Origin of the sequence: Chryseobacterium sp. CH25, from assembly GCF_004119455.1 — a bacterium.
Lineage (GTDB): Bacteria > Bacteroidota > Bacteroidia > Flavobacteriales > Weeksellaceae > Chryseobacterium.
Map to the genome: position 1 here is coordinate 214877 of NZ_NRQT01000003.1, position 12267 is coordinate 227143.

Sequence of the window (12267 nt, forward strand, 5' to 3'; positions counted from 1 at the left end):
TGAAAAATAATATATTATGTGTGGAATAGCGGGAATTATAAGCAGTAATGCCAGAAATTACCAGGAGGAAATCCGAAAGATGACAGATTCTTTGGTTCATCGTGGCCCGGATTCTTCCCACTATGAATTTTATGAAAATGCTGCACTGGGCCACCGCCGACTTTCCATTATAGACTTGTCTGACAATGGAAAGCAGCCTATGTTCTCCAATACCAGGAATGAATGTATTGTACTTAATGGAGAGATCTATGGTTATCAGGACATCAAAAGACAATATGCAGAATATCCTTATCATGGAGGTTCTGATACAGAAGTTATTCTTGCCATGTATCAGAGAAAACAGGAAAACCTCATCCATGATCTTCCGGGAATGTTTGCATTTGCTATTTGGGATGAACAGAAGCAACAGCTATTCTGTGCCAGAGACCGCTTTGGAGAAAAGCCGTTCTATTATGCCATTGGTAAAAACAATGAATTTATTTTTGCATCTGAAATCAAAGCCATTTTAGCTTCAGGACTTATTCAGCCGAAAGTAAGTTCCCAGGCACTCTCCCACTACCTTCAATATGGATACGTAAGTTCTCACCAGAGTATTTACAGTAATATTTATACACTTCCCCCTGCACATCAACTGATCTGGAAAGACGGAAAGTTTACAGTTTCCCGTTATTACAGCTTACCGGCCAAAGACAGAGTCATAAGCCTTTCCAATGCTAAGGAAGAATTTCTGTACCTGTTAAAAAATGCAGTGAAAAAACAGCTTATTGCAGATGTAGAAGTAGGAAGCTTTCTGAGTGGTGGATTAGACTCCTCATCCGTGGTAGCTTTAGTAGATGAATTTTTACCTCATCAGACGACCATCAGCTTTGGATATGATCACAAAGACAATGAACTGAAATATGCCAAAGAAATTGCCGATAAGTACAAAACCAATCATATTGAAGTTCACGAGAAGAAATCTGACCTTGTTACTTCTTTACTGAAAATATCTCCTTTCTTTGACGAACCTTTTGCAGATGCCTCATTTATCCCTCACTATGAGATTTGCAGAGCAGCCAGAAAGAACCTTACAGTTGTATTATCCGGAGATGTAGGAGATGAACTGTTCGGCGGGTATCATTTCTATACCGTTGAAAATAAATTAAAAAAACATTTCAGCTATAAAAATATCATTGCCCAATTCGGATTAAAATTATACCAGCAAATGAAGCCTACTTCATTCCTCAGCCGGAAGAATGTAGAGTTTTCATCTATTATGGATTTTCATCTGAATGATGTAAGAAATGCCTTTAACAAAAAAGAACGTGATCTCCTTGGGGTTTCTTCAGATTATTTACAGACTTATAGCTTTACTCCCAATCCGGATTCCCTTAATGATATTATGAGAGTAGATCTGGAAAACTATGTCCCGGCTAATATGATGGTGAAATCCGACCGAATGGCAATGGCTAATTCTCTGGAAGTGAGAACTCCATTCCTTGATCTGGACTTTGCAGAATTCTGCATCCAATTACCGGATCAGCTCAAACTGAATGACAGCAATGATAAAATCATCCTTCGTGAAGCAATGGGTTCTTATTGGACAGAAACCATCAGAGCACGTCATAAACAGGGATTTGGTCTTGGAGTAAAAAGCTGGTTTGCAGAAGATAATCTGATGAATTTTTCAAACGACTTGTTAAAAGATCCAAATCATAAGGTATTTAATTTCATTGATTTTAAAGCGGCTCAGAATTTCCTGGACAAAGATGAAAGACATTGGAATCTTTTACAGCTTGCCTTATGGGCTGACAATAATAAATCATATTTGTAAATCTATTATATTTATATCTTTAAACACAAAGCCAAAAAAAATTATATGCCTAATTATTTAAAATCTCTTCAGAGCATATTATTTAAAGAAACGCCAATCAGCTTTATAAAAAGAAAGCTGAACATTTCGTATCTTGATAGTCGTAAGCTCTTTACAATTCATTATAACAATAGAAAAACCAAGATTTATCTTAATAAAAAATTTGGATTTGTTGATCTCTATATCTTTGAAAACGGTATTTATGAAAAATACATCATAGATGATATAAGATCTGTTCTTACCAAAGACAAGGTATTACTGGATATAGGGGCCAATATTGGCCAGCACAGTCTACTTTTAGCTCCGTACTGCAAACAGATTTATTCATTTGAACCTATTCCGGATGTATATCATGAATTTAACGAGAGCATTAAAAAAAATAATTATCAAAACATTAAGCTTTTCAATACCGCCATTGGAGGTGCCTCTGCTGTAAAATCATTTAACTATGTTGCAGGGCACGCAGGAATGAGTTCTTTTATTGAAACCAAAAATCCTGGAAAAAAATTAATCAACGTACAGATAGAGCCTTTGAAAAAAATGATATCTGATGCAAAGTTTGATGTTGTAAAAATGGACGTTGAAGGATACGAAGCCGTTGTTATTTTAGAAAACCAGGACATTTTCCTAAAAAACAGACCTGTTTTCTTTATGGAATTTTGTCCGGCTGCCATTGATGAGCAGGGTGATCATACTTCTAAAGATCTGCTTCAGTTCTTTTTTGATCATAATTTCAAAGTATACAGCAGAGTACATAAAAAAGACTTCTTCACAGTCAGCCAGGAACTGTTCGTTAATGATAACTTAATTATTACGCCCCTTTAGGTTCATGAAGATTTCAGTGATTATCCCCGTATACAATGCAGAAAAATATATTTCTAAAGCGGTAGAATCTGCCTTACAGCTTGATGAAGTTTATGAAATAATTTTAGTGGAAGACCAATCACCGGATAATGCTCTTCAGATATGTCGTGAACTTGCTCTGCAACACAGCAGAATAAAACTTTTCCAGCATCCGGACCAGGGAAATCATGGGGCCGGTGCCAGCAGAAATCTGGGAATAGAAAAAGCAACAGGAGATTTTATTGCCTTTCTTGATGCAGATGATCATTACCTGCCGAACCGATTTGATTCTGAAAAAAAACTTTTCAAAGATCCGAAGGTAGAAGGAGTGTTCAATGCTATTGGTACAGAATATTTAACAGAAAAAGGAAAAGAAGAATTTCAGTCCAAATTTAAAGAAGTATCTCTCAGCACAGTTCATTACCCTGCTGAGGGAGAAGAAGTGTTTAAAGGGCTTTTAAGTATAACACCTAAAGTTTTCGGTACTTCTTTTCATCTCAATTCTCTTACGATAAGAAAAACTGCTCTGGCAGCACATCATATCCAGTTCAATAAGGATCTTCGGGTACATCAGGATACAGATTTCATCATCAAACTGGCTTATCATTGTTACTTAAAAACCGGTAATATTACAGAAGCTGTTGCCATGAGAGGAATTCATGATGATAACAGAATCACGAAAATTGTAAAATACTCTCCACAATACAACCAAAGACAGTTTCTGTTATGGAAATCCCTGAATGAATGGGCTGTTTCCCATCAGGTTCCGGAAGAAGCCGGAAAAAGAATTTATTTAATCTATAAATCATTTGATCTTTCTCTAAAAAAAGGTCTCATCAAATACTGTAATATTTTAAAAGAAGCTCTGAAAAACCCTGAAATATTAAAGACAAAATACCGTTTTACTTACTACAATAGATGAAAATGAGGATCTCTGTAATTATTCCTGTATACAACGCAGAAAAATATGTATCAAAAGCTGTAGAATCAGCCTTACAATTTGATGAAGTCTATGAAGTAATTCTGGTAGAGGACCATTCTCCGGATAATGCTCTCCAGGTGTGCCGTGAATTGGTTCAAAAATATAATAGAGTAAAACTGTTCCAACATCCTGATTTGGGGAATCACGGAGCCGGTGCCAGCAGAAATCTGGGACTGAATAAAGCAACCGGAGATTTCATTGCATTTCTGGATGCTGATGATTATTTTCTGCCCAATAGATTTACCGCTGAAAAAGAACTTTTTGAAGATCCGAAAATAGATGGGGTTTTTAATGCCATCGGTACAGAATATCTTACTGAAAAAGGAAAACAGGAATTCATGTCCAATATTAATGACAGTGAACTACTCACCGTTAACTATGCAGCAGAGGGCCATGAGGTCTTCAGAGGTCTTTTAGGGCTTACCCCTAAAGCTTTTGGTTCATTTTTCACTTTAGATGCCCTTACCGTCAGAAGACATTCTCTTGAATCTAAAAAATTAAGATTTAATGATAGTCTTCGTCTTCATCAGGATTCAGATTTTATCATCAAACTGGCCCATCTGTGTCATCTGAAATCCGGTATTATAGATCTTCCTGTAGCCATGAGAGGAATGCATGATGACAACCGGATCACAAAAATTGTAAAATATACTCCACAATATAACCAACGCCAGTTTCTTTTCTGGAATTCCCTCTACGAATGGGCGAATACTTTATCTCTTGAAACGGATGTAGCACAGCACATCTATCTTCAGAAAAAAGCATTTGAACTTTCAGGAAAAAAGGAGTTTCAAAAACCATGGGATTGTTGGCAGCTGTTTTTAAAAATCCCAATATATTAAGAACAAAATACAGATTCACTTATTCTCACTCATAATAATATATTAGAGCTTTTCTCCCCTATTATTCAGGTAAAATTCAGCAAAAATAATTCCCATAAAGAAGGATTTATATTATTTTTCATCTTTAAAAAAAAATATTTTCTACAAAAATCACTGCTGTAGTTACTTCTACGATGTTAAATCTCATTTTATGGAAAAAAACGAAATCTTACTGCCTTAAAATAAAATTAAAAGCTTAAATTTCGAATTCAAAAGGTACTAATAAAACGCAATTGTAATTCTAAATTTGTTGTAAAAAGGAGAAGAAATGAGGATCTCAGTAGTTATTCCCGTTTATAATGCAGAAAAGTATGTTTCCCAGGCAGTAGACTCTGTTCTTCAGTTTGATGAAGTGCACGAAATTATTCTAATTGAAGATCAGTCCCCGGACAATGCATTACAGGTATGTCAGCAGCTAGCCGAAAAACATGAAAAAGTAAAACTTTACCAACATCCGGACAAAAAAAATCACGGAGCAGGCCCAAGTAGGAATTTGGGAATTGAAAAATCAACCGGTGATTTTATTGCCTTTCTTGACGCAGACGACTATTTCCTACCCAATAGGTTTGATGCTGAAAAGGAATTGTTTAAAGACCCCAAAGTAGAAGGAGTTTACGGAGCTCTTGGCGTACACTATTATTCCCAGAAAGCAAAAGAGCAGTATTATCAGTTATTTGGAGACAGGCTGACTACAGTTTATAAAAAATATGCTCCAAAAGATGTTTTCCCTGGTCAGCTTCATATGCTGGGAACTTTTGGACTCTTCAGTATTGATACTTTAACGGTGCGCAAAGAGTCTTTAATGAACAAAGTACAACCTCTGTTTAAAGCCCATTTAAGGCTTCATGAAGATACGGAATTCCTATTCCGTCTTTCTTATTATCTGGATCTGTATCCCGGAATTCTGGAGGAAGCTATAGCTGTAAGAGGGGTGCATGAAAATAACAGAATAACCAAAGTAGATCTGCGTGTCATAAATCCTGCCGTATCCCGGGCAATACTCTGGAAAGAGGTAGATCTTTGGTCCCAGACTGAAAACAGCATTTCTGAAGATGTCAGAATTCATATTAAAAGAATGCACAGAAGTTTTGAAATTGCAAAGGCTCCATTCCTGAAAAGATGGGGAATGATTATCAAATACTTCTTTACCGATTATAAAAGCATAAGATCCGGTTTATACAACATCAATTTCCGCCATTCATTAATCTCTTAAACCATAACCCTGAATTTACGCATTAAGTAAAATACAACAATCAGAAAAATTGTTGCAGATATTCTATTAAAGCATCCTGAGAACACTTCATTCGGCAAACTTTTTGAAGCAGTTTTTTAATAAAAAGCTGTTCTGTTTTTTTGTGTAAAAAAATTATATATAAGTCTTTATAATTAATTATATTGCAATGCTTTTACCACACAAATGATATAAAAAATTAAGTGACTCAAAAAATGAAAATCTCAGTAATCATTCCCGTTTACAATGCTGAAAAATATGTTTCCCAGGCGGTGGAATCTGCTCTACAGTTTGATGAAGTCTGTGAAATTATTCTGGTAGAAGATAAATCTCCGGATCAGGCATTAGAGGTATGTAAACAGCTTGCCGAAAAACATGAGAGAGTAAAACTTTATCAGCATCCCGATAAAGGAAATCATGGTGCAGGTCCTACAAGGAATTTGGGAATAGAAAAAGCTACAGGCGATTTTATCTCTTTTCTGGATGCAGATGATTATTTTCTTCCTAACCGATTTGATGCTGAAAAAGAACTCTTCAAAAAACCTGAAGTAGAAGGCGTTTATGGAGCTCTTGGGGTACATTATTACACTGAAAAAGCAAAAGCCCAATATTATTCTTTATTTGGAGACCGTTTAACTACTGTTTATAAAAGACATGAACCTGAAGATGTTTTCCCGGGGCAGATCTATATGTTGGGAAGCTTTGGACTGTTCAGTATTGATGCTTTAACAATCCGCAGGGATTCTTTAATAAAAAAAATGGACCCAATGTTTAAAGCCAGCTTAAGACTACATCAGGACACAGAATTTTTATTAAGACTTTCTTATTATCTCAAACTCTATCCCGGAATTTTAGATAAAGCCATTGCGGTAAGAGGTGTACATGAAGATAATAGAATTACAAAAGTGGATTCTAAAAAAGTAAACCCAGCCATTACCCGTGTTCTTTTATGGAAAGAGGTAGATGCATGGGCTGAGAATGAAGCTACAATTCCTGATCATATAAAACTTCATATTAAAAGAATGTATCGCAGTTTTCAGATTGCCAATACCACTACTTCAAAAAATGGGGAATGATTCTTAAATATCTTATAACGGATTACAGAAGTATCCGGTCCGGGATCTATAATATTAACTTCAGAAATAACTTATTTTAAAGTTTATTTTCCCCTGTTTGCCATAATAGAGTCTGCAATGCGGGCAGAAATTTTCCTGCTTGACTCTTTATACAAATGATTACCATCCGTGTAATCATACTCTGCATAATTACCTGAGAAATCAAAGAATTTTACATTCTGTTTTCTTGCTATATCTCTCAATAATTTATTAAAATGAGGGTATTTGTTATGTTCTATATCTGTCAGACTTTTCGATGTTGGAAGACGAACCAGATAAACCTTCCCTTTTGTCCGAAGATAATTAATCATTTCGTTCATAGCAGTGAGACGTTCCGGTGAAAGCGCTACTGTATTAGCCAAATCTCTGTAAAACTCTTCTTTTTTATTTGTTCGGACTGCTACAGAGTCTTTATGCATGTTTATATTGACTTCCAGCCAGCCATCAGCATGAAGAAAAGTATTGGATTTCTCCGCCTCTGCTCTTTCAGTGTAAATTTTAAACCAACTTCTGGTATAATGTTTCAGCAGATATTCATAATTGGGAGATCTGTCATAAAAGTACATATCATTCAGTGGAGAATGCTCTTCAGGAAAATCCTTTTTGTTTTTGATCTGCTTATTTAATGACAGATTCCATGGACTTACCGTTAGGATAAACATACCATTTTTGGTATCAGGATCTAGCTTTCTTTTTAATGCTTTAAAATAAATCTGGCCATAAGGTGATTCTACAATATTCAAAGAAAAATTATCAAAATTGGCAGAAAGTTTATTTTTAAGAGTGGCAGGAACTACTCCTTGGGACCCTCGGGAATCTCCCAATATTATATTCTGCGGTTTTTTCACTGCAAAATGCATGTAGTTATCATCTGTATTGCCATCTGCATAAGATCCCAGTATTGCCAGCACAATAAGTACTGCAACAAAATAAGGCACTATTTTAATTAAAAACTTCTTCATGCTAAAACTGAAAATAAATAAATTCATTATTCCCGAAGTTGGCATAACGGAGAATAAGATAAATGACAACAAGATAGAAGACACGCCTCACCCATGGGTTAAACCTTTCAATTTTCAACCCGTGGAATTTTTCCCTGTTCATCCATTCTATCATCAGCATAAATCCAATGAGAGCCAATACCTTTATTGGCAATGGATGAGGAATAGAAAGCAGTTCACGGCTGAAGATCCTGCCGATATAATGAATCGCCTGAGCTACCGATTCTGCCCTGAAGAAAATCCATGCAAAACAGGTGACCAAAAAAGTAATCAGAATTTGACCGCACTCTCTAAAAGACGGGAAAAATTTCCCCTGAGCAGCGATCTCCATATTCTGACGATTTTTATTCATAATCAGCAAAGGCATAAAATAGAGCGCATTTAAACCACCCCAAATCATAAATGTCCAGTTTGCCCCATGCCAGAATCCTGAAACCAGGAAAATAATAAATGTATTCCTGATCTTCATAGAAAGACCTCCTTTGCTTCCACCTAACGGAATATACAGATAATCTCTGAACCATGAGGAAAGTGAAATATGCCATCTTCTCCAGAATTCAGCAATATCTCTGGAAAAATAAGGAAATGCAAAATTTTTCAACAGTTCTATTCCAAATAATCTCGAAACTCCCAGGGCTATATCTGAATATCCCGAAAAATCCCCATAGATCTGGAAAGCAAATAATACAGCTCCTATAGCTAAATTTCCAGGGCTCTCTGTTTGGTAATTATTAAAGATTTCATTCACCAATGGTGCACAGTTATCAGCAATTACCATTTTTTGAAAAAGCCCCACAGGATCTGCCGCAATCCATCCACAGCCTGTTCATAATTGAATATTCTCTCCCGCTGTATCTGAGGTAAAAGATGGGTAGCCCTTTCTATTGGCCCCGCCACAAGAAGAGGGAAATAGCTTACAAAAACAGCATAGTCTGTAAAACTTCGTTCTGCCTTTATTCTTTTTTTATAGACATCAATCACATAGGAAAGACCATGAAAAGTATAAAATGAGATTCCTACCGGAAGTATGATATTGAGAAGCCAGACATTGACTTTAAAGCCAAAACCTCCAAGAAGGTCTGCAAAGCTCTCAACAAAGAAATTATAATATTTGAAGAAGCCCAGAAAACCCAGATTAATAACAATACTTAATGTAAGCCAGGTTTTAGCTTCCCGGTTCGTTTTACTGTTCTCAATTTTAATTCCTGATACATAATCAAGACCTATGGAAAACATCAGTAAAAACAGGAATCTCCAATCCCAGCAGGCATAAAAATAAAAACTGGCCAACAGTAACAGACGGTTCTGCTCCTGAAATTTTCTGTTGAAAACAAACCAATAGAGACAAAATACTATTGGTAAAAAATAAGAAATCCTATTGAATTGAATAACATCGCCTGTGTTTAGAAGTTAATAAGGGTTATGCCTCTCCCAGTCTTTATCAATTCAGCCTCTATCTTATGCTTGTTATAAAACAATATAAATACAGAGTCTTTTCCTGAGAAAACACTCTTCACTTTCGGCGGAACATTTGTTATTTCAATCATTGGGTGTGTTTTGGATTACATAATTTTCTTCTATTCTTATTTTAATTTTTAAGGGGACATTTCAAAAATTAAAAATAAATGATTTAAGCTAATAAATCTACAATTCTTTTAACAAAACCTTTATAAATTCTATTCTTTAATCTTTAAGGTTACATTAAAAAACTTTACCATCAATGGGTCAGAATATCCCTGGCCACCGTTGCTGAAAATGCCTCTATTGATTTTTCATCCAGGTGTACCTCATCCATCCATTGATATTGATTCTCCAATATATTATAATTGATATAAGGTACCTTTGCTTTCAAGGCAACAGCTTTCATACGAGTATCAAAATCAGGAAATGCTTTATCTTCTATTGAGTAGGGCTCTTTATTAACCGGCATTCTTACAATAATCACTTTACCGTGCTGACTGAGAAATTCTACCGTTTTTTCAAGATAAAGAATTCTGTTTTCAGATATCTTCAAGCCATCTATTCTTTCCTGAAGGATCTTCATATTTTTTTTGTTGGACATCTGCTGCTTTTCAGGAGCTGTCTTTTTGATAATTTTCACATAATATCTGCCATTATCCAAAATAGTAGAAGTTCCTACTTCATTTTTAGGTGGAATTATTTTTTTATTGAACTCATTGGTAATGGAGGGTTCATAACTTTCAAACAGATATTCAAGGTTAGGGTTTACAGCAACCATTGAGGTTTTACCAACACTTTTATCATTTTCAATATAAAATTCAGGGCTGTCAGGTTTCTTTTTATCAACCATTAAAGCCGTAGGCTCCACAGTAACAATAAAAACACCGTCTTTTGTTTCCGGTTTTATTTTTTTCTCAATAGATTCCAGATATTTAGGTCCATAGGGAGAATGTGCCCAGGTAAAGGAATAGTTATACATTCTCGTATTGGGAAATTTCTGATGTAAGATGCTGTCTATAACCGCAGGATCCATCAGCCCAGCCCTAGAGCTCCCCAATATAAAAGAATTCTGCCTTGGAGAGGTGAATCTTTTATAAAAGTCATTTGTATTGTGTCCCAAATAATATACCGCCATGATTATAACCAACAACGGAAGAACAGAAAATACAGCTAACTTTAGAATAGATTTTTTCATAATTAAAATGATACTTAAGCCAGTTAAAACATGGCATACATAAACCCTTTCGGAGCAATATAGAACAAAAGCACCAGGAATACCAAAACATAGTAAAGGCCCCAACGCAATGCGATGCTTTTCCCAACAAATATTTCCTTAATGGCATATTCTTTATCCCGGTTTGCCCATTCAAGCAAAAGCATGAAAAAAGTTACTGTGATGATCTCTTTCTGGATCGGGAAATTAGGTAACTGAAAGAGCGACAATGAAAAAATACCCTGATAGTATTTCACAGCCATATCCATATCTTTCGCAAAGAAAAGAATCATCAGTAACGTGAAAAGAACAAATGTTACAGGAATATTCTTAAGCTCTTCCTTGGTAGGTATAAAATTATTGGACGCTTTGATTTTTTTATTCATTTTCCCATTCAGAATCAATGGGATGAACATAATTCCACTCACCAATCCATGTACAATATAGTGCCATTCAGCTCCATGCCAGAAGCCGACTACCAGAAAATTGACGATGATGGCCATCATCAGTCCATATTTTCCGTAATCTCTGAAATTAATAGATAGGGGTGTAAAAACATATTCTGTAAGCCAGGAAGTAAGGGAAATGTGCCACCTTCTCCAATAATCGGCAACATTCTGTGCAAACAGTGGATAATTGAAGTTCGGCTGAATTTTTATCCCTAAAAGCTTTGAAATTCCGATCGCCATATCTGTATATCCGGAAAAGTCAGCATATAACTGGATAAAATACAGTACCGCCCCGGCAAATAAAGCACTCCCGTTTAAGGTATGATAAGATTCAAACAGCTGAGAAGTAATTACGGCAATATTATCTGCAACAACCAGCTTTTTGAAAAGCCCCCATAAAATCTGCTTTAATCCGTCCGTAAACTGCACCGAAGAGAACTCTCTTTTTATTTTCAGGTTCTTCAAAAACGGAGTTGCCCTATCAATAGGCCCGGCAATAATGCATGGAAAAAAGGCTACAAATATGGCATAATCCAACAGAGACGGAATCTCTTTCAGTTTATTGTTCCTGATATCCAGCAGATAACTGATCATCCTGAATGAATAGAAACTGATTCCTATCGGGAAGATAATTTTCAATAATCCAAGTTGATCTTTAAGCCCAAAAAGCTTCAGAAAATCGTTGAAATTCTCAATGAAAAAATTGAAATACTTAAAATACAGAAGCTGAATCAGAACAATAAATACCCCTGACCTCAGCCAAATCACTTTCCCCTTCTCTCCTGCTGTTTTTATCTTATTTCCTACAAAATAAGTGATCCCTGTAGAAATAACCAACAGGGATAAAAACTCCCAGCTCCAACTGGTGTAGAAGATATAACTTCCTATCAGCAGAACGATATTCTGAATTTTTGTTGTCTTTCCGTAAAGATAATAGACCAAATACAGGGCAATAAAGAAAAGGATAAAGCTGTACGAATTAAGAAGCATACAACAGTCCTTATTTCGAAGTTATAGAGTCTATCATTTCTCCTACATCATTCCAACTTCTGATTTCTGAAGAGGTAAAACGGATTCCAAATGCCTTTTCTACTGCTACAATCAACTGAATATGAGAAAGTGAATCCCATTCTTCAATATCTTCTGCGGTAGTTTCAGGAGTCAGTACAATTTCATCATTATCCAGTTCATCACGGAAAATACCTGTCAGTTTTGTTAAAATTTCATCATTATTCATAA

10 protein-coding genes and 1 pseudogene are annotated in these 12267 nt (G+C 35.6%); 6 read left to right on the forward strand and 5 right to left on the reverse strand.

Going from position 1 to position 12267, the window contains the following annotated elements; genetic code table 11:
* The first annotated feature begins 16 nt into the window (after nucleotides 1-16).
* The 6 genes from asnB (at nucleotide 17) to BOQ64_RS09190 (ending at nucleotide 6865) form a co-directional block, all read left to right on the forward strand.
* Nucleotides 17-1813: an asparagine synthase (glutamine-hydrolyzing) gene (gene asnB / locus BOQ64_RS09165; RefSeq protein WP_129057814.1), complete on the forward strand. Its 1797-nt coding sequence runs from the start codon at nucleotides 17-19 to the stop codon at nucleotides 1811-1813.
* A 45-nt stretch (nucleotides 1814-1858) separates the two neighbouring features.
* Complete coding sequence (locus BOQ64_RS09170) at nucleotides 1859-2677, forward strand: FkbM family methyltransferase (RefSeq protein ID WP_129057815.1); 819 nt, start codon at nucleotides 1859-1861, stop codon at nucleotides 2675-2677.
* 4 nt (nucleotides 2678-2681) lie between these two features.
* Nucleotides 2682-3617 (forward strand): glycosyltransferase family 2 protein, encoded by a 936-nt coding sequence (locus BOQ64_RS09175; RefSeq protein ID WP_129057816.1) that lies wholly within the window; start codon nucleotides 2682-2684, stop codon nucleotides 3615-3617.
* Between the two features lie 2 nt (nucleotides 3618-3619).
* Nucleotides 3620-4519, forward strand: a complete 900-nt coding sequence (locus BOQ64_RS09180) for a glycosyltransferase family 2 protein (protein ID WP_228448283.1) — start codon at nucleotides 3620-3622, stop codon at nucleotides 4517-4519.
* Between the two features lie 307 nt (nucleotides 4520-4826).
* Nucleotides 4827-5771, forward strand: coding sequence for a glycosyltransferase family 2 protein (locus BOQ64_RS09185; RefSeq protein WP_129057817.1), 945 nt, complete (start codon nucleotides 4827-4829; stop codon nucleotides 5769-5771).
* A gap of 233 nt (nucleotides 5772-6004) precedes the next feature.
* A complete protein-coding gene (locus BOQ64_RS09190) occupies nucleotides 6005-6865 on the forward strand; it encodes a glycosyltransferase family 2 protein (protein ID WP_228448284.1) in 861 nt (286 codons plus the stop codon).
* Nucleotides 6866-6948: 83 nt separating this feature from the next.
* On the opposite strand, the gene BOQ64_RS09195 is transcribed toward BOQ64_RS09190, so the two are convergent.
* The 5 genes and pseudogenes from BOQ64_RS09195 to BOQ64_RS09215 all read right to left on the reverse strand — a co-directional run bounded on the left by BOQ64_RS09195 (nucleotide 6949) and on the right by BOQ64_RS09215 (nucleotide 12265).
* Nucleotides 6949-7893 (reverse strand): SGNH/GDSL hydrolase family protein, encoded by a 945-nt coding sequence (locus BOQ64_RS09195; RefSeq protein ID WP_129057818.1) that lies wholly within the window; start codon nucleotides 7891-7893, stop codon nucleotides 6949-6951.
* Nucleotides 7868-9299: pseudogene (locus BOQ64_RS09200) on the reverse strand (MBOAT family O-acyltransferase). Before BOQ64_RS09200 ends, BOQ64_RS09195 begins: the two are co-directional and overlap by 26 nt.
* Nucleotides 9300-9622: 323 nt before the next feature.
* Nucleotides 9623-10561 (reverse strand): hypothetical protein, encoded by a 939-nt coding sequence (locus tag BOQ64_RS09205; protein WP_129057819.1) that lies wholly within the window; start codon nucleotides 10559-10561, stop codon nucleotides 9623-9625.
* 23 nt (nucleotides 10562-10584) lie between these two features.
* Nucleotides 10585-12018: an MBOAT family O-acyltransferase gene (locus BOQ64_RS09210; RefSeq protein WP_129057820.1), complete on the reverse strand. Its 1434-nt coding sequence runs from the start codon at nucleotides 12016-12018 to the stop codon at nucleotides 10585-10587.
* Between the two features lie 10 nt (nucleotides 12019-12028).
* The gene (locus BOQ64_RS09215; RefSeq protein WP_129057821.1) at nucleotides 12029-12265 is read right to left on the reverse strand and encodes an acyl carrier protein; all 237 of its coding nucleotides are present in this window, start codon (nucleotides 12263-12265) and stop codon (nucleotides 12029-12031) included.
* Nucleotides 12266-12267 lie beyond the last annotated feature (2 nt).

Excerpts from the sequence above, each read along its gene's own strand:
- asnB (WP_129057814.1), top strand. The coding sequence starts at position 17 with ATGTGTGGAATAGCGGGAATTATAAGCAGTAATGCCAGAAATTACCAG.
- BOQ64_RS09170 (WP_129057815.1), top strand. The coding sequence starts at position 1,859 with ATGCCTAATTATTTAAAATCTCTTCAGAGCATATTATTTAAAGAAACG.
- BOQ64_RS09175 (WP_129057816.1), top strand. The coding sequence starts at position 2,682 with ATGAAGATTTCAGTGATTATCCCCGTATACAATGCAGAAAAATATATT.
- BOQ64_RS09180 (WP_228448283.1), top strand. The coding sequence starts at position 3,620 with ATGAGGATCTCTGTAATTATTCCTGTATACAACGCAGAAAAATATGTA.
- BOQ64_RS09185 (WP_129057817.1), top strand. The coding sequence starts at position 4,827 with ATGAGGATCTCAGTAGTTATTCCCGTTTATAATGCAGAAAAGTATGTT.
- BOQ64_RS09190 (WP_228448284.1), top strand. The coding sequence starts at position 6,005 with ATGAAAATCTCAGTAATCATTCCCGTTTACAATGCTGAAAAATATGTT.
- BOQ64_RS09195 (WP_129057818.1), bottom strand. The coding sequence starts at position 7,893 with ATGAATTTATTTATTTTCAGTTTTAGCATGAAGAAGTTTTTAATTAAA.
- BOQ64_RS09205 (WP_129057819.1), bottom strand. The coding sequence starts at position 10,561 with ATGAAAAAATCTATTCTAAAGTTAGCTGTATTTTCTGTTCTTCCGTTG.
- BOQ64_RS09210 (WP_129057820.1), bottom strand. The coding sequence starts at position 12,018 with ATGCTTCTTAATTCGTACAGCTTTATCCTTTTCTTTATTGCCCTGTAT.
- BOQ64_RS09215 (WP_129057821.1), bottom strand. The coding sequence starts at position 12,265 with ATGAATAATGATGAAATTTTAACAAAACTGACAGGTATTTTCCGTGAT.